This is a genomic window from Nonomuraea sp. LPB2021202275-12-8, assembly GCF_037044575.1.
Classification (GTDB): Bacteria; Actinomycetota; Actinomycetes; order Streptosporangiales; family Streptosporangiaceae; genus Nonomuraea.
In genome coordinates, this window is record NZ_JBAHWD010000006.1 from 203355 (window position 1) to 219422 (window position 16068).

17 protein-coding genes are annotated in these 16068 nt (G+C 72.0%); 8 read left to right on the plus strand and 9 right to left on the minus strand.

Going from position 1 to position 16068, the window contains the following annotated elements:
* Positions 1-22 precede the first annotated feature (22 nt).
* Positions 23-1294, plus strand: coding sequence for a C39 family peptidase (locus V5E28_RS14160; protein WP_336207307.1), 1272 nt, complete (start codon positions 23-25; stop codon positions 1292-1294).
* On the opposite strand, the gene V5E28_RS14165 is transcribed toward V5E28_RS14160, so the two are convergent.
* Positions 1284-1697 (minus strand): MerR family transcriptional regulator, encoded by a 414-nt coding sequence (locus V5E28_RS14165; protein WP_336207308.1) that lies wholly within the window; start codon positions 1695-1697, stop codon positions 1284-1286. The genes V5E28_RS14160 and V5E28_RS14165 overlap by 11 nt on opposite strands.
* Positions 1698-1799: 102 nt before the next feature.
* Here V5E28_RS14165 and V5E28_RS14170 point away from each other — a divergent pair, with 102 nt between their 5' ends.
* Together V5E28_RS14170 and V5E28_RS14175 are read left to right on the plus strand one after the other, a co-directional pair.
* Complete coding sequence (locus V5E28_RS14170) at positions 1800-2849, plus strand: aldo/keto reductase (RefSeq protein WP_336207309.1); 1050 nt, start codon at positions 1800-1802, stop codon at positions 2847-2849.
* Positions 2850-3065: 216 nt separating this feature from the next.
* Entirely contained in the window at positions 3066-3353 is a 288-nt protein-coding gene (locus V5E28_RS14175; protein WP_336207310.1) for a hypothetical protein, read from the plus strand.
* 49 nt (positions 3354-3402) lie between these two features.
* Here V5E28_RS14175 and V5E28_RS14180 read toward each other — a convergent pair whose 3' ends face one another.
* From V5E28_RS14180 to V5E28_RS14205, 6 genes are all read right to left on the minus strand, one after another.
* Positions 3403-4656 carry an NAD(P)/FAD-dependent oxidoreductase gene (locus tag V5E28_RS14180; RefSeq protein WP_336207311.1) on the minus strand — a complete coding sequence of 418 codons (1254 nt, stop codon included), beginning with the start codon at positions 4654-4656 and terminating at the stop codon, positions 3403-3405.
* A gap of 107 nt (positions 4657-4763) precedes the next feature.
* Positions 4764-6302 (minus strand): PucR family transcriptional regulator, encoded by a 1539-nt coding sequence (locus V5E28_RS14185; protein ID WP_336207312.1) that lies wholly within the window; start codon positions 6300-6302, stop codon positions 4764-4766.
* Positions 6303-6424: 122 nt separating this feature from the next.
* Positions 6425-6901: a hypothetical protein gene (locus tag V5E28_RS14190; protein WP_336207313.1), complete on the minus strand. Its 477-nt coding sequence runs from the start codon at positions 6899-6901 to the stop codon at positions 6425-6427.
* A gap of 480 nt (positions 6902-7381) precedes the next feature.
* Positions 7382-8461 carry a carboxylate-amine ligase gene (locus tag V5E28_RS14195; RefSeq protein ID WP_336207314.1) on the minus strand — a complete coding sequence of 360 codons (1080 nt, stop codon included), beginning with the start codon at positions 8459-8461 and terminating at the stop codon, positions 7382-7384.
* Positions 8462-8541: 80 nt separating this feature from the next.
* Positions 8542-8724 (minus strand): hypothetical protein, encoded by a 183-nt coding sequence (locus V5E28_RS14200; protein ID WP_336207315.1) that lies wholly within the window; start codon positions 8722-8724, stop codon positions 8542-8544.
* A 158-nt stretch (positions 8725-8882) separates the two neighbouring features.
* Positions 8883-9428 carry a hypothetical protein gene (locus V5E28_RS14205; RefSeq protein WP_336207316.1) on the minus strand — a complete coding sequence of 182 codons (546 nt, stop codon included), beginning with the start codon at positions 9426-9428 and terminating at the stop codon, positions 8883-8885.
* A gap of 62 nt (positions 9429-9490) precedes the next feature.
* On the opposite strand from V5E28_RS14205, the gene V5E28_RS14210 reads away from it, so the two are divergent.
* Complete coding sequence (locus V5E28_RS14210) at positions 9491-10447, plus strand: NAD-dependent epimerase/dehydratase family protein (RefSeq protein ID WP_336207317.1); 957 nt, start codon at positions 9491-9493, stop codon at positions 10445-10447.
* On the opposite strand, the gene V5E28_RS14215 is transcribed toward V5E28_RS14210, so the two are convergent.
* Both V5E28_RS14215 and V5E28_RS14220 read right to left on the minus strand, forming a co-directional pair.
* The gene (locus V5E28_RS14215) at positions 10434-11234 is read right to left on the minus strand and encodes an IclR family transcriptional regulator domain-containing protein (RefSeq protein WP_336207318.1); all 801 of its coding nucleotides are present in this window, start codon (positions 11232-11234) and stop codon (positions 10434-10436) included. The two genes, V5E28_RS14210 and V5E28_RS14215, sit on opposite strands and share 14 nt — an antisense overlap.
* Positions 11235-11279: 45 nt before the next feature.
* Entirely contained in the window at positions 11280-12716 is a 1437-nt protein-coding gene (locus tag V5E28_RS14220; RefSeq protein WP_336207319.1) for an amidohydrolase family protein, read from the minus strand.
* A gap of 165 nt (positions 12717-12881) precedes the next feature.
* Between V5E28_RS14220 and V5E28_RS14225 the strand changes: the two genes are divergently transcribed.
* Genes V5E28_RS14225 through V5E28_RS14240 form a run of 4 tightly spaced genes read left to right on the plus strand, consistent with a single transcriptional unit; the run spans position 12882 to position 16068 of the window.
* Complete coding sequence (locus V5E28_RS14225) at positions 12882-14051, plus strand: CaiB/BaiF CoA transferase family protein (RefSeq protein WP_336207320.1); 1170 nt, start codon at positions 12882-12884, stop codon at positions 14049-14051.
* Positions 14044-14856 carry a citryl-CoA lyase gene (locus tag V5E28_RS14230; RefSeq protein WP_336207321.1) on the plus strand — a complete coding sequence of 271 codons (813 nt, stop codon included), beginning with the start codon at positions 14044-14046 and terminating at the stop codon, positions 14854-14856. The genes V5E28_RS14225 and V5E28_RS14230 overlap by 8 nt, the downstream gene beginning before the upstream one ends.
* A complete protein-coding gene (locus V5E28_RS14235; RefSeq protein ID WP_336207322.1) occupies positions 14849-15712 on the plus strand; it encodes an extradiol ring-cleavage dioxygenase in 864 nt (287 codons plus the stop codon). The genes V5E28_RS14230 and V5E28_RS14235 overlap by 8 nt, the downstream gene beginning before the upstream one ends.
* Positions 15709-16068: a hypothetical protein gene (locus V5E28_RS14240; RefSeq protein WP_336207323.1), complete on the plus strand. Its 360-nt coding sequence runs from the start codon at positions 15709-15711 to the stop codon at positions 16066-16068. Before V5E28_RS14235 ends, V5E28_RS14240 begins: the two co-directional genes overlap by 4 nt.

Below are 16068 nucleotides of genomic sequence, written 5' to 3' on the forward strand. Positions count from 1 at the left end.
CGCCGTCAGAGAAGGTGGGTCCATGCGCACGCTGACCGTGTTGACCGGCTTCCTCTCCACCGTCCTGCTGGCGACGGCTCTCACCACCCCTGCCGCGGGCCAGGCGGTGGCCGGGACGAAGCCCGCGCCCGGCACGGCCGACGTCGTCTACCAGCGGGCCGTCTTCGCCTCCGGCACCTCCGACGGGACGGCCACGAGCGACGGCCTGTTCTTCGCCACCGCCGCCGGCACCACCTCCTACACCGACGCGCTGGGCGCCAAGACGTGGGAGTACGCCCGCTGGACCGGCCCGGAGCAGGCGCTCGGCTTCCCGGCCACCGAGCTGATCGCCTCCTGGACCGCCGACGTCCCGGCCGGAAGCTGGATGCAGATCGAGGCGCGCGCCCGCAACGGGTCCGGACTGACCAAGTGGTACGTGCTCGGCCGCTGGGCCTACGGGGAGGGCGACATCCGCCGCACCTCGGTGTCCGGGCAGGGTGACGCCGACGCGAACGTCGCCGTGGACACGCTCGTCGCCGCGCGGGGCCGGGGGTTCGAGGCCTACCAGCTGCGTGTCACCCTCTATCGGACGCCCGGGTCCGCGGTGACGCCGCGCGTGCGCACGCTCGGCGCGATGGCCTCCCGCGTCCCCGAGCGCAAGACCGTCCCGGTCTCCCCCGGTGGCGGCGCCTGGGGGACCGAGCTGAAGGTCCCGCGCCGCTCCCAGAACGTGCACCAGGGCCACTACCCGGAGTGGGACGGCGGCGGCCAGGCCTGGTGCAGCCCCACCTCGACCACCATGGTCCTGGGTTACTGGGACCGCTGGCCGAGCGCGCGGGACACCGCCTGGGTGAACCCGTCCGACCCGAACCCGGAAGTGGACTACGCCGCCCGCCACACCTACGACCACGCCTACCAGGGCGCGGGCAACTGGCCGTTCAACATCGCCTACGCCGGCCGCTACGGCGTGGACGCGTTCATCACCCGGCTGCGCACGCTGACGGAGCTGGAACGCCTGATCACGGCCGGCATCCCGGTGATCACTTCGCAGTCCTTCAAGAAGGGCGAGCTGCCGGGCGCCGGCTATGGCACCAACGGCCACATCATGGTGGTCGTGGGGTTCACCGCGACCGGTGACGTGATCGCCAACGATCCCGCCTCGTCCAGCAACTCCGCGGTGCGGCGCGTCTATCCGCGGGCCGACTTCGAGAACGTGTGGCTCCGCAGCTCCAGCAGCCGCGGCATCGCCTACGTCATCCGCCCTCCGGGCCACGCGCTGCCCCCGACGACACCGGGGCTGCCCGCTAACTGGTGACGGCGGCGTCGCCGATCCGCGCGATTCCGCACATCTCGCCGGGTGCCGGGTCGAGGCGGTCCTCGTACACCCCGATCTTGAAGTTGATGAGGTCGAGGGAGCGGGTGAGCTGGTCGATCTGGCCGATCACCCGCTGCTGGTGCTCGCGCAGGAGGGCGAGGCGCTCGTCCTCGGTGCCGTCGCCGCGCCTGGCGAGGTCGGTGTAGCGGCGGATCTCCGGCACCGGCATGCCGGAGGCGCGCAGGATGACGCAGAGGTTCAACCACTCGACGTCCTGCTCGGTGTAGAGGCGGCGACCGCCCACATCCCGGCGCACGGGGTTGGCCAGGATGCCCTCCTGCTCGTAGAAGCGCAGCGCGTGAACGCTCAGTCCGGTGCGCTCGGCGACCTGCCCGATGGTCAAATGGGGTGCGATATCCGACATACAGCCCACAGTACGGGCTTGACCTAGAGCCGACTCGAGCTCCTAGCGTGCGATCCACGTACGAGCTCTTGAGGAGTGAGCATGCGCTATCGCGCTCTTGGCGGCACCGGTATCGAAGTGAGCGTCCACTGTCTGGGGACGATGATGTTCGGGGCGGTGGGGAATCCGGATCACGATGACTGTGCCCGCATCGTCAACGCCGCGCTCGACGCGGGGATCAACTTCGTCGACACCGCCGACATGTACTCGGCGGGCGAGTCGGAGGAGATCGTCGGCAAGGCCCTGCAGGGCCGCCGCGACGACGTCGTGCTCGCCACGAAGGTGCACTTCCCGATGGGCGAGGGCCGCAACCGCGGCGGCAACTCGCGGCGCTGGATCCTGAAGGAGGTCGAGGAGAGCCTCCGGCGGCTGCGCACTGACTGGATCGACCTCTATCAGGTGCACCGGCCGGACCGCACGACAGACATCGAGGAGACCCTGTCGGTGCTGGGCGACCTCGTGCGGCAGGGGAAGATCCGGGCGTTCGGCTGCTCGACCTTTCCTGCCGAGGAGATCGCCGACTCCCATCACGTGGCCGAGCGCCGGGGCCTGCAGCGGTTCCGTACGGAGCAGCCGCCCTACTCGTTGCTGGCCCGGGGCGCCGAGGCGTCGGTGCTGCCGGTGTGCGAGCGGTGGGGGATGGGGGTGCTGACCTGGGGACCGCTCGCCTCCGGGTTCCTGTCGGGCCGCTACCGCAAGGGGGCGGACGCCGACCTGTCCAGCGGCCGTGCCCTGCTCACCCCCGGCCGGTTCGACCCGTCGATCCCGGAGAACCAGGTGAAGCTGGAGGCCGTCGAGCGGCTCGCCGAGCTGGCCGGCGACCTGGGCCACACGCTGCCGGAGCTCGCGGTGGCCTTCCCGCCGGCACATCCCGGCGTCACCTCGGTGATCATCGGTCCACGCACGATGGAGCAGCTGGACGGGCTGCTGAAGGGCGCCTCGCTCACCCTCGACGACGCGACGCTGGACCGGATCGACGAGATCGTCCCGCCGGGGACGAACCTGTACCAGCCGGACGGCGCCTGGCGCCCGCCGGCACTGGCCGATCCGGCCCTGCGCCGCCGCTCGCTCGCGGACCGGGCGGCGGTCTAGGTCTCAGGCGGGGCCGGCGGAGTTCGATGACATCGCCGATACCGAGGCGAGCGGCTCACCACCGCGCGCGCGGACGTCACGGAGGTCCAGGACCGGGACGTGACGAGAATTTGAACCTCACCCGCCATGCCGTTCCTGCTGTTCGGCCCCCTCCGAGAGCAGCATGGCTACGCGCGGTACCGGACTGGCCGGCGCCGCTTCGTTCGGAGGTCAAACATGCTCAAGCGCACCCTTGTCATGCTCGCCGCCCCCGCCCTGATCGCCAGCGGGCTCATCGTCGCAGCCAGCGGATCCGCCGCTGCCGCACCGCCCATCGAGTGCAAGCTGTACGCCAACACCACCAGCTCGACCGCGCACTGTCGCTACCACCGCGAGTACCGGCACTGGATCAGCTGCGACAACAACGGCACCAACGTCGAGACGACGCAGGAGTTCACCGGCAGGCGCAACACGCTCAGCTGCGCTGAGGGCTACACGCTCACCAACTACGGCATCGGCGCCTGACCGGCCGCCACAGGGGGCCCCGGTGCGATCGCGCCGGGGCCCGTGCTCGTCAGCGGGTGGGATCGAAGGCGCGCAGCGCCGCGGGCTGCTTGCCGGTGGTGATCTGCTCGGCGAGCATGCGGCCGGTCGCCGGGCCGTGGGTGAAGCCCCACATGCCGTGCCCGCCCGCGACGTAGATTCCGGGCACCCTGGTGGCGCCGACGAGCGGCATGCCGTCGGGGGTGACGGGGCGGGGGCCGACCCAGGTGTCGGTGCGCTCCTCCCAGGACACGCCGGACAGCAGTGGCTTCGCGGACGCGATGATCGCATCGACGCGCCGCTGGTAGAGCGGGGCGTCGGCGTCGCGGAACTCCATCGTGCCGGCCACGCGCAGCTTCCCCTGGTAGGGGGTGCAGGCCACGCGGACGGCCGGCAGGTAGATCGGGCCGGGCACCGGCTCGTCCGTCGGCACGGTGAAGGAGTAGCCGCGCCCGGCGCGTACCGGCACCCGGACACCCCACTCCTTGCCGAGCTGGTTCAGCCAGGCGCCGGTGGCCAGGACCGCGGCGTCGGCCCTGATCGCGTCACCGCTGTCCGACAGCACGTGCAGGCCGCCGTCGGCCTCGGACCGGACGCCGGTCACCCGGAACCCGGACCGGATCGTGGCGCCGCGGGCGGTGACGGCGCGGGCCAGCGAGTTGGTGAACTCCCCCGGGTCGACGTAGCGCTGCCCGTCCAGCCGGATGCCCGCCCCTGCGCGGGGCGAGAGCTGAGGCGCCTGCTCGCGCAGCGCGTCGCCTTCGAGGGCGGCGTAGCGGATCTCCAGCCCGGAGTCGTTGATGCGGCGCAGCTCGTGCAGGAGCGCGACGGCCTGCCGGGAGTTCGCGAACGCCGCCATGATCGGGGCCTCCGTCGTGGGGGCTTCGACACCGTTGCCGGTGAGCACGTCGAACGCCTCCAGGCACTCCTCGTTGAACGGGAGGTTGGCCTGTACGGCGCGGCCCCAGGACTTCCAGTTGCAGTGGAGCGCGAACCGGGTCAGGAAGGACCACAGGCCCACGTCGGGAGTGGCCGGCACGTGCAGCGGGGCGTCCCGGTCGAGCAGGGAGCGCAGGCCGTAGCGCAGCACGCCGGGCTCGTTCAGCGGGATGGCGAGACCGGGCGAGAGCCAGCCCGCGTTGCCCCAGGACGCGCCGGCGGCCACCCCGCCGCGGTCCACCACGGTCACGTCCACCCCGCGTTCCTGCAGGAACCAGGCGGTGGACAGGCCCACCACACCGGCACCGATCACCACTGCCGTACGCGGCCCACCGTCGATAGCCATTGCCACTTCTCCGCTCTCGTACCGTTCGGATCTATGACGAGGATCGCCCGTGCGGCGCGGAAAGGGTCTGTGGCTGCCGGACAAGTGCGGGCCGGGCCTTTGTCCAGCTAGGACAAACCCGGTGATCTTCTTCGCTGATCGACGGCCAACGCGATGATCATCGCGAGCCGTTTCTCCGGCACGTCGAGCTCCAGCTTCGTGATCCCGGCCATCTTCCGCAGCCGGTAGCGGACCGTGTTCGGGTGCACGCCGAGGCGCGCGGCGACCTCGCCGAGCTCGCCCTGCGCCTCCAGCCAGGCGCGCAGCGTCTCGATGTAGCGGGTGCCGTGCTGGGCGTCGTGCCTGGTCAGGTCGGCGACGGGGCCGCGCGCCGGAGTGCGTCCCGCCGAGGCGGCCGCGCGCAACCGCTGGAGCAGGATCTCGTCCCACGACTCGTCGTACACGACCGCGGGGCCGGGCAGCGCCGCGCGCAGGGCCAGGCTCTCGTCGGCCTCCTGCCTGCTGGAGGGGAGTTGCGCGGGCTCGGCCGGCCCACCCACCCCGGCGAGCACGGTGACCCGGCGCGGCAGCACGTTCGTGATGGAGGCCAGCCAGTCGCGGGCCGGCGAGACGTCGTTGCCGCAGGGCAGCACGGTATAGAGGGTGTTGCCGAACAGCGCGCTCCGGCCGGGCCGCGACCAGCCGAAGCCGGTGGTGGCGCGCTCGAAGGCGAGCAGGATCGCGGCGTGCGGTTCGGCGCCGATGTGCGCCTGCAGTGCGATCACCCGGAACTGCCCTCCCGGCAGCCCGAGCCGGCTGACCACCGCGGGCGCGTCGGCCGTGCCCTCCATGAGCTGGATGACCAGGTCGGACTCCACCTGCCGCTCCAGGTCGGCGCTCACCCGCGAGCGCAGCAGGTGCAGTGCCACCGCCTTGGCCCCGTCGCTCAGGACGGTCCGGCTCGCGCCGGTCAGCGGACGCTCGCACTCCACCCAGATCGACCCCAGCAGCTCGCGCCCGGCACGCACCGCCACCACCATCCGGCCACGCAGCCCGTGCTCCGGCGAGGGCTCCACGAACAGCGGCTCCTCGGAGGTCGACAGGTGCGCGAAGACGCCCTTGCTTCCCAGCAGCCGGCGCATGCCGTCGGACACCCGGCGGCCCAGGATCGTCTCCAGCCGCACCGGGTCGGCCGCCTGATGCGAGCCGGAGTAGGCCAGCACCCGGGACATCTGGTCCTCGATGGTCACCGGGCAGGCGAGCTCGCCCGCGAGTGTGTCGGCGAAGGCGAACAGGTCCGTCGGCCCCCGTCCCGCCTCGGTCTCGCGCCCTTCCAGCACCAGGCCGTACACCACGCCGAACAGCTGGCTCCAGGACACTTCGGGATCCACCAGCAGGACGGCGATCGCACCGTCGCGGACGCTCTCACTGATCGGCGCGCCCTCGCGCACCAGCACCACCGCGGCCCGCGCCGCCCGCGCCAGCCGGACCGCCTCGTCGGCCGATTCGACGCCCACGGGCAGGAACACGTCGCCGCTCGCCGGCCGGGGGTCGGCCGGGTCGTGCACGGCCACGCTGCGGAGCTCGACCTCGCGCGACGCCGGGGCACTGAGCAGCCGGGCCCCGTAGCCGCCGAGGACGTTCACCAACCGATCCAGCTTCAGCATCCGGCGCGCCCCACCTGCCCCATTAACGGCCCTGTCCTGGCGATATGTCGCAGCGTACAGGGAGGGTGACCAAGCGCACGGCCCCGGCATCACGGTGCGATGCCGGGGCCGTTCGGGCTGGGTCAGCCGCAGTTCTTGAACTTGCCGCGCCTGGCCTGGGCGATGCCGTAGTCCACGCGGGTGTCGGTGGTGATGCCCTCGAAGTCGACGCACTGTCCCTTGCCGTAGCCGATGGCGGCCGCGTAGTACTTGTACTTCTTCGCGGTCAGCTTGCCCGGGTCCCTGTAGGCGCCGCCGCCCTGCGTGTGCAGGATCGCCTGGGTGAAGGTGGGGGTGCCCGCGAAGGCGGTCTTGATCACGGCGACGCAGTTCTTCTGCAGACCGCGGTTCCACATCAGCCACACATGGCCCAGGACCGCCTTGCCGTTCTTCATCGTCCGCTTGTTGTCGGCCACGTGGGTCCAGCCGCCGCGGCCGGACTCCTTGGCGCAGACGACCTCGGGCGAGTACGCCGCGGCCGAGGCGGGGGCGGGGTGGATGAGAACCGTGCCGGCACTCAACATCGCGGCCAGGGCGAGGGCCTTCGCTGGCTTGCGCACGTGCTGTTCGTCCTTTCGGAGGCCGGTCATGCGAAACCTCATGACCGGTGTCATGACAACGAGTGTTCGTGATCAGGTCTGAGTCATGCTCTCACAGCAGAGATCGCATCGAGGGGATTTAAGCGCTCCTAATCCGATATTTCCGGCAGTCCCTACCGCACGATCGGGAGGGTGATCCACGACGGCCGCTCGGCGTCGTGCCAGCGCGGAGCGTGACGGGCTGGTCGAGCGCCGGCCGCTGCCAGGCGACCGGCGAGGCCAGGTCGTCGCGCTCACCGCCAAGGGTGAGCTGGCCGTACGGGAGGCGTACGGGCTGCAGGAGGCGCGCGAGCGCGAGTGGTTCGCGGCGCTGTCGGACGACGAGCGCGAGCAACTCGCCGGGCTGCTCGCGCGGGTGGTCTCCGAGCGGCCCGATCCCTAGGGGCGGCCGCGCCCGGTCATGCGGCTGCACCTCGTCATCCGCCCCTCCGTGATCGGCCGTCACCGGCCGCCGGGCTCGGGGGTGGTCGACGAGATGACGTCGAGCAGGTCGTGGCGGCGGGCGTAGGCGGCGCGCTGGCGGGCCGCTCCCGAGCCGCCCGCCCGTAGCTCGGCGAGTTGGCAGGTGACCCTGTCCAGGTCGCCGGCGACCGTCAGGGCGGGACCGATGTCGCGGATCAGCGTGTCGACCAGCCGCCAGGCGGGGATCCGGTCCGCCGACCGCACGTCCAGGCCGTCGCCTTCGAGGCCGTCGTGGGCGGCGCGCCAGTAGGCGGCGCGCAGGAGGGGCTCCGGGTGACGGGGCGCCGGGACACCCGCGCGGACGTCGCTCAGGATCGTGGAGACCAGAGCGCGTACGACGGCCGCCAGCAGCACCGCCTCCGATGCGGTCGCGCAGACGTCGGCGACCCGGATCTCGACGGTGGGCAGGTGGTGGGAGCGGCGCACCAGCCAGTAGACCATGGCCTCGTCGAGGATCATCCCGGACCTGATCAGGGCGGCGACGGTGGCGCGGTAGTCGGCGGCGGACTCGAAGTACGGCGGGAGGCCGACACTGGGCCATCGGGTCAGGGCCACCGAGCGCCAGCTGCCGTAGCCGCTGTCGGCGCCGCCGCTGAAGGGGGAGTTGACGGTCAGCGAGTGCAGGACGGGGAGCCGGGGTCGCAGGTGGTTGCACACCTGCACGGCCTCCTCGTCGTCGGCGACCTCGACGTGGACGTGGCAGCCGCAGCAGTGCTCGCCGCGGGCGATGGCGCCGTACTCGGCGGCCATCCGCTGGTAGCGAGCGTCGTCGGTGATCCTGGCGTTGCTCGCCGAGTGCTCCAGAGGGGCGACCCCTGCGGCCACCAGGCGGCAGCCTGCGGCTCGTGCGGCGCGTGCCAGTACGACGCGCAGGAGGGCGAGCTCCGCGTGCAGCGGCTCCAGGTTGACGTGAGGCGACGAGGCGACCTCGACCTGGCAGGCCGCGAACTCCCGCTGGACCAGCCGGCGCAGCTCCGGCGGGACCGCCCCGAGGACCGGCTCGGCCCGCGGTGTGGTCCTGCCCGACCGGGGGTCGATGAGGAAGAACTCCTCTTCCACCCCGACTCTCAGGACGGGGAGACCCCCGCTCGGGCCTTCAGTGGCCGGGCTGTCGCCGCCTCTCGGGAGACGCCCGTCTGCTACTCGAAATCGTCTGGGTTGAGCTCCTTGAGCCGCTTGAATTCGTAATCGGCGGCGGTGTCGAACTTCTTGGCGCCGGGCGCGTCACCGCTCTGCGACGCCTCCTCCTCGGTCTCCGGCGGCGGCGCCTTGGTGCGTTCGGTCTCTGGCCCTGGTTGCGTGCTCATGATGATGTCCCCCATCGCTGCCACCAGGCGAAACCCCTGGTGGTGCAGCTCCCCTGCGTGGTCCCCTCCCCCGGCCTCTCGCGGTCAAACCGCCCGGCGGCGACGGGCTCAGGGCCGGGCGCGCCCGTCCTGCCCGTGCTTGAACAGCTCGTGTCCCTTCGCCCCGTCCGCTCTCATCCCTGGTCATCCGGCCCAGGATCATCGGGATCCGGCCCGCGCGCCTGCTCGGCCATGGCGCGCATGGCGATCGCCGCGGCCGTGGCGAGCGCGGCGCCGGCGATGGCGCCCGCGGCCACCGCGCCGATCATGAGCAACGACCTGGCCCCGCCCCCGCCACGGGTACGGCGCGGCGGGGCGGAGTGCCGCCAGGCGTAGATCCATCCGGCCTCCGCGGCGGCGTCGAGCAGGTAGGCGGCCGGGATCCGGCCCGTCAGCGCGTACATCAGGTCGATGCGCAGCAGGGTCGAAGCGGCGGAGACCCCGAAGCGCCTGGCGTGCTCGACGCCTTCCGGGCTGGAGGCGGCGCGGAGCTGGTTCCAGCCGATGCCGGTCAGCAGCCCTCCGACGGTCCGCACCAGCCAGCGGTCCGTCTTGGGACCGAAGACCTTCTCGAAGCTGGACATGTGCACGACGGGCCAGAGTCCTCCGGCCACGTTGAACATCCCGTGCGCACGAGCCAGCCGGGCGGCGTCGATGCGGCGGCTGTTCTGGTCACCCATGCCACCGCGGCTGCCCGGGGTTCGCCCGGGCAAACCGCGCGCCGGCGACCTAGGCTGAGCGCATGCGAGTAGTGGTGATCGGCGCCAGCGGCCATATCGGCACCTATCTGGTTCCCCGGCTGGTGGAGGCCGGCCATGACGTGGTCGCGGTGAGCCGCGGCAAGCGGGAGCCCTACAGCCCTCACGGAGCCTGGAACAAGGTCACCACGGTGACCGCCGACCGAGAGGCGGAGGAGGCCGAGGGCACGTTCGGCAGGCGCGTCGCCGAACTGGAGGCCGACGCGGTCATCGACCTGATCTGCTTCGAGGAGTCCAGCGCCCGACAGCTCGTCACGGCCCTGACCGGCCGCGTCCGCCACTTCCTGCACTGCGGGACGGTGTGGGTGCACGGCCCCAGCGGGCAGGTGCCGACGACCGAGGACCGGCCGCGACGGCCGTTCGGCGACTACGGCGTCAAGAAGGCGGCCATCGAGGCCTACCTGCTGGAGCGCGCCCACCGTGACGGCTTCCCCGCCACGCTGATCCACCCCGGCCACATCACCGGTCCCGGCTGGGTGCCGGTCACCCCCGCGGGCAACGTCAACCCGGCCGCGTTCCAGACTCTGGCCGACGGCGCGGAGCTGGTCCTGCCGAACCTCGGCATGGAGACCGTCCAGCACGTCCACGCCGACGACGTGGCGCGGATCTTCATGGACGCGATGGCCAGCCGCTCCACCGCCGTGGGCGAGAGCTTCCACTCGGTCGCCACCACCGCACTGACGCTGCGCGGCTACGCCGAGGCCGTGGCCGGCTGGTTCGGGCGGGAGGCGCGGCTGGCGTTCCTGCCGTGGGAGCGGTGGCGGGCCACGGTGCCTGAGGACGAGGCCCAGGTCACCTACGACCACATCGCGCACAGCCCGCACTGCAGCATGGCCAAGGCCGAGCGGCTGCTGGGCCACCGGCCGCGCTACACCGCGCTGGAGGCCATCGCCGAGGCGGTCGACCGGCTGGTCGCGGACGGCGTCGTCACGAGGCGGTGACCTGCGGGACCGTCTCGTACAGCGCCCAGTCGTCGCCGATCGCGCCGGCGGTCTGGAGGAGCAGCGGCAGATAGTCCTCCGTCAGCTTCTCCACCGAGGTCTCGGCGGCGTGCGCGTTGACGTTGACGGCGGCGATGACCCTGCCCAGCCCGTCGCGGAGCGGCGCGGCCACGGACCTGATGCCGGGCGCGAGCTGCTCGTCCGTCAGCGCCCAGCCCTTGGCGCGCACCCCGCGCAGCACCCGCTCGCGCTCCTCCGCGCCGGGCCGCCAGCGCGGCTCGATGCCCGACCGGCTCGGCTCGGCCAGCACCCGCTCCACCTCGGCGGGCGGCAGTGCGGCCAGCAGCACCTTGCCGAGCGAGGTCGCCAGGGCCGGGAACCGGGTGCCGACCTGCACCGACAAGGTGACGATCTTCGGCACCGCGACGCGGGCGACGTAGACGATGTCGGACCCGTCGAGCTGGGCGATGGACGAGGACTCGTGGGTCCTGGCCACCAGCCGCTCCAGGTGCGGCCTGGCCACCTCCCACAGTCCCATCGAGCGCACGTAGGACACGCCCAGCTCCAGCACCCGTGGGGTCAGCGCGAACCCGCCCTGCTCGGCTCTGGCGTAGCCGAGCTCGGTGAGGGTCAGCAGGATGCGGCGGGCCGTCGGCCGGGCCAGCCCGGCGGCGGTGGCCACCTCGGTCAGCGTCATGACCGGGCGGCCGGGCCGGAACGCCCTGATCACATCGAGGCCGCGGGCCAGCGCCTCGATGAAGTCGGGTCCGGTCTCACCACGTGCCATGAACGCCTCGCTCGCGTCGTCTCACGGGTCCGACTTTAACGGCGGCTACAGGCTGTGAGTCGACGAGCTGCGGTAGTCGGTGTAGGTGTACGGGTTGTCGAGGATCTTGGTTTCCGGGATATCGGGGTTCATGCCCTTCTGCCAGGTTTCCTCGCCCATGGCGGAGCGCAGGTGCTCGACCGTGGCCTCGACCTGGCGGCGGGCGGCGGCCAGGTCGGCGTCCAGCAGGCGGTGCTCGTGCTTGACCACGCGGCCGTTCACCACGACGGTGTGCACGTCACCGCGCTGCGCCTGGAAGACCACGTGGCCGTACGGGTGGAGCAGCGGGAACGAGACGGGCGAGTGGTCGTTCTTGATGAGGACGAGGTCGGCCTTCTTGCCGGGTTCGAGGCTGCCGAGGTCGTCGCGGCCGAGCGCGTGGGCGCCGCCCCGGGTGGCCCATTCGACGACCTGCTCGGCGCGCAGGCCGCAGTGGGTGATCGTGCCGCCCTTGGCATGCGCCTCCAGGTGCTCGCGGGAGCGGTCGGCGCCGAGCGTGGCGCGCATCGCGGAGAACAGGTCGCCGCTCCACCAGACGCTGGTGTCCATGGACAGCGAGACGGGGATGCCGTGCAGGCGGACCGCCCAGGTGGGCGGATAGCCCTGGCCGGCGCTCTGCTCGCTCTCGGTGGAGACCGAGATGGAGCCGCCGGTGGCCGCGATGCGGTGGTAGGAGTCGGCCGACAGCGAGGCCGCGTGCACGTACACGGTGCCGGGCGTCATGAACCCGTGGTCGTGCATCAGCCGGATGCCGTCGTCGCTGGTGGCGCCCCAGACGCCGGCGTGGGTGGTGACCGCGGCGCCGAGCTCCCTGGCGACCTCGAAGGCGGGCCGCTCGGGGAACGCGGGATCGCCGAGCACGTCGAAGGCGAGCTGGAAGCCGAACATGTCGTCGCCGGTGACGCGGCGGCGGACGAAGTCCCTGAACTCCGGCGCTGCCGTCCACTCGGCGGGCGGCTGCTGGATGTTGCCGTACGCGAGCACGTACCGGCCGGGGACGGACTGCAGCGCGTCGGCGGCGGCGTCGGCGTGGTCCACGGTCCGCAGGCCGTGCGACCAGTCGACGACGGTGGTGACGCCGGCGTCGAGCGCCTCGACGGCGGCCAGCACGTTGCCCGCGTGCACGTCCTCGGGCCGGAACAGCTTGCCGTGCTCCAGGTAGAACCAGACGAAGTACTGGGTGAGCGTCCAGTCGGCGCCGTAGCCGCGGATGGCGGTCTGCCACATGTGCCGGTGGGTGTCGATCATGCCGGGCATGACGATGCCGCCGGTCGCGTCGATCTCGGCGGTGCCTTCGGGCACCTGTAGCGCGGGGCCGACGGCGGCGATCCGGTCGCCTTCGACGAGGACGTCGGCGCCGGCGAGCACCTGCCGCCGGGCGTCCATCGGCAGCACCGTGCCGCCGCGAAGCACGACGGGCCGTCCGGGCGCGAAGTCGTTCATGGGGGTGACTCCTCTCGGCGTACGGTTGACCGCCTAGCGGTCACCACCGGTGGCCGTAACTCTGATGAGCACCCAGCCCGCTGTCAAGCATTGACCGCCCTCTGGTTTCTGCCGACAATCTCAATCACGGACACGTGTCCGCTGAACGGACTGGAGGCTTTCCGGATGTCAGATGAGGGAGTGGCCGGGCCGCTGTCCGGGGTGCTCGTGGCCGACTTCTCCAGGATCCTGGCCGGCCCGTACGCCACGATGCTGCTGGCGGACCTGGGCGCCGAGGTCGTCAAGGTCGAGGGGCCGAAAGGGGACGACACCCGCACCTGGGTCCCGCCGGCCCGCGGCGAGGTGTCCACCTACTACCTCGGCGTCAACCGCGGCAAGCGCTCCATCGCGCTGGACCTGCGCGAGGAGGCCGACGCCGCGGCGGCCAAGGAGCTGGCCCGCCGCGCGGACGTGCTGATCGAGAACTTCCGCCCGGGCGGGCTGGACAGGTACGGGCTCGGCTTCGACGCCGTGCGGGCCGCCAACCCCGGCATCGTGTACGCCTCCATCAGCGGCTTCGGGTCCGGGCCCGGCCGGGCGGTGCCCGGTTACGACCTGATGGTGCAGGCCATGTCCGGGCTGATGAGCCTCACCGGTGACGCGGACGGGTCGCCGTACCGGGCCGGGATCTCGGTGTTCGACGTGATGGCGGGCAACCACGCCGTCATCGGCATCCTGGCCGCCCTCCGGCACCGCGACGCCACGGGGCGCGGGCAGCACGTCGAGATCAACCTGCTGTCGTCGGCGCTGACCGCCATGGTCAACCAGAGCTCCGCCTACGTGGCGGGCGGGGTGGTGCCCTTCCGGATGGGCAACGCGCATCCCAGCGTGTTCCCGTACGAGCCGCTGCCGACGGCGGACCACGAGCTGATCGTCGCGGCCGCCAACGACGGGCAGTTCCGCAAGCTCTGCGAGGTGCTCGGCGTGCCCGAGGTCGCCGACGACCCGCGCTTCGCCCGCAACCAGGACCGCACGGCGCGCCGCGAGGAGCTGCGCCCGATCCTGGTCGAGCGGCTGGCCACCCGGGGAGCGCTCGAATGGTTCGAGCTGCTGGTCGAGGCCGGCGTGCCGAGTGGGCCGATCAACACCGTCGACGGCGGGTTCGCGATGGCCGAGCAGTTCGGGCTCGACCCGGTCGTCGAGGTCGGCGAGGGGGCGCGGGCGACGCCGACCACCCGGCACCCGATCCGCTTCTCCGAGAGCCCGCTGACCTACCGGCTGCCACCCCCGGAGCTCGACGAGCACGGGGCGGAGCTGCGCAAGTGGCTGACCGAGCCGGAGGACGACCGTGGGTGAGCGGCCCGACTACCCGACCGCCCTGGGTTCCGCCACTCCAGAGACGATCACCCTGCTCGGGCACGACCTGGCCGAGGACGTGATGGGCGAGGTCGGGTTCGGGGAGCTGGCGTTCTGGCTGGCCACCCAGCGGCGGCCGGCGCCGGGAGAGGTGCGGGTGTTCGAGGCCGTGCTGGCCGCGCTCGCCGACCACGGGTTCACTCCCACCGCCATCGTCACCCGGCTCACCTATCTGTCCGCGCCCGACTCGGTGCAGGGGGCGCTGGCCGCCGGGCTGCTCGGCGGCGGGTCCCGCTTCCTGGGCGTCACCGAGGACTGCGGCCGGTTCCTGCACCAGGTGCTGGCAGGCGGCGAGCGGCCCGGCGACGACGCGGGCTGGGACGCGCTCGCCCTGGAGACCGTGCGGGCCCAGAAGGAGGCCGGGAGGTTCGTCCCCGGGCTGGGTCACCACGTGCACAAGGACGGCGACCCGCGCACCCCGCGGTTGATGCGGATCGCCACCGAGGAGGGCCTGTTCGGCCCGCACCTGTCACTGCTGGCCGCCATCGGCCGCGTCCACGACCAGGTGCTCGGCAGGCGGCTGCCCGTCAACGGCGCCGGAGCCTGCGGGGCGGCGCTGGCCGACCTGGGCCTGCCGCTGGAGTTGCTGCGCGGCTTCGCCCTGCTGGCCAGGACCGCCGGGCTGATCGGCCAGCTCGCGGAGGAGCTGCGCCGGCCCGTGGCGAACGACATCTTCCTGTCCGTGGATCTGAACAACCGCTCGGTCGCCCCCGAGCCCTACCCCCCAGGAGGCCGGCATGGCTGAGCTGGTCGCGGTCATCGCGTCCACCCACCACCCCTTCTACTACCGGGCCAGCACCGCGACCGGCGACGAGCGGCCCCCGTTCGCCGACGAGTGGGTGCGCAAGGTGGAGGCGTTCAGGCAGACGCTCACCGCCGCCCGCCCCGACGTGCTCGTCATGGTCGGCTCGGACCACTTCCACCAGCTCTGGCTGGACAACATGCCGCAGTTCCTCGTCGGCAAGGCCCCCTTCTACGACGCGAACTTCCACAACGAGGAGCGCGAGTTCGGCCTGCCCAGGATGGTCTGCCAGGGCCATGAGGACCTGTCGGAGCATGTCCTGCGCGAAGGGCTGGACGCCGGATTCGACCTGGCCTTCTCCAACGAGCTGCGGATCGACCACTCCATCACCTGCCCGATCATCACCCTGCGCCCGCAGAACGACCTGCCGATCGTGCCCGTCTACACCAACATCTTCGCCCCGCCCCTGCCCCGGCCCGGCCGGTTCGTGGAGCTCGGGCGGACGCTGCGGCGGCTCGTCGAGTCGTGGCCGTCGGACCAGCGGGTCGCGGTCATCGGCACCGGCCACCTGTCGCTGGAGCTGGGCGGGCCGCGCCAGTTCGGGCCGCACGGACCGGACCCCGAGTTCGACCGCCGGGCCGTGGAGTGGATCGCGGACGGCGACCTCGAAGGATGCCTGGCCGAGGTCACGCTCGACAGCCTGCACCTGCCCGGCAACGCCACCCACGGCTTCATGGACTTCATGCTGATGATGGGCGTCGCGGGCGACGGCCAGAAAGCCGACTACGTCGACACCTACGACCTGTTCCACACCATGGAGGCGTACTTCACCTGGTATCCGCGCGGAGGGCAGTCGTGAGCAAGTACCTGCTGAACAAGTTCCTGTTCACCGTCGACCGCGATCCGGAGCTGGTGGAGCGCTACCGCGAGGACCCCGAGGGCACGCTCGCCTGGTGGGAGTCCACCTGGGCCAACCGCATACTCGGCTGCCACGAGGGCGAGGCGTCCACCTGGCTGCGGTTCGACCCGGCCGAGCGCGAGGCCCTGGCCGGGCACGACTATCCCAGGCTGTTCGAGCTGGGCGCGCACCCGTTCCTGACGCTCACGCTGTTCATCGCCATGTTCGAGCGCGACCATCCGCCGCTGGGATTCCAGAAGGAGTACGCCCGGCGGCTGTCCCACATGAGCCTGCCCTACCCCGACATCGCCACCTGA

What these genes read in the sequence shown, in the direction of transcription:
- V5E28_RS14175 (WP_336207310.1), top strand. Translation starts at nt 3,066, where the DNA reads ATGCTCAAGCGCACCCTTGTCATGCTCGCCGCCCCCGCCCTGATCGCC.
- V5E28_RS14200 (WP_336207315.1), bottom strand. Translation starts at nt 8,724, where the DNA reads ATGGGGGACATCATCATGAGCACGCAACCAGGGCCAGAGACCGAACGC.
- V5E28_RS14225 (WP_336207320.1), top strand. Translation starts at nt 12,882, where the DNA reads ATGTCAGATGAGGGAGTGGCCGGGCCGCTGTCCGGGGTGCTCGTGGCC.
- V5E28_RS14180 (WP_336207311.1), bottom strand. Translation starts at nt 4,656, where the DNA reads ATGGCTATCGACGGTGGGCCGCGTACGGCAGTGGTGATCGGTGCCGGT.
- V5E28_RS14220 (WP_336207319.1), bottom strand. Translation starts at nt 12,716, where the DNA reads ATGAACGACTTCGCGCCCGGACGGCCCGTCGTGCTTCGCGGCGGCACG.
- V5E28_RS14160 (WP_336207307.1), top strand. Translation starts at nt 23, where the DNA reads ATGCGCACGCTGACCGTGTTGACCGGCTTCCTCTCCACCGTCCTGCTG.
- V5E28_RS14205 (WP_336207316.1), bottom strand. Translation starts at nt 9,428, where the DNA reads ATGGGTGACCAGAACAGCCGCCGCATCGACGCCGCCCGGCTGGCTCGT.
- V5E28_RS14170 (WP_336207309.1), top strand. Translation starts at nt 1,800, where the DNA reads ATGCGCTATCGCGCTCTTGGCGGCACCGGTATCGAAGTGAGCGTCCAC.
- V5E28_RS14185 (WP_336207312.1), bottom strand. Translation starts at nt 6,302, where the DNA reads ATGCTGAAGCTGGATCGGTTGGTGAACGTCCTCGGCGGCTACGGGGCC.
- V5E28_RS14235 (WP_336207322.1), top strand. Translation starts at nt 14,849, where the DNA reads ATGGCTGAGCTGGTCGCGGTCATCGCGTCCACCCACCACCCCTTCTAC.
- V5E28_RS14210 (WP_336207317.1), top strand. Translation starts at nt 9,491, where the DNA reads ATGCGAGTAGTGGTGATCGGCGCCAGCGGCCATATCGGCACCTATCTG.
- V5E28_RS14215 (WP_336207318.1), bottom strand. Translation starts at nt 11,234, where the DNA reads ATGGCACGTGGTGAGACCGGACCCGACTTCATCGAGGCGCTGGCCCGC.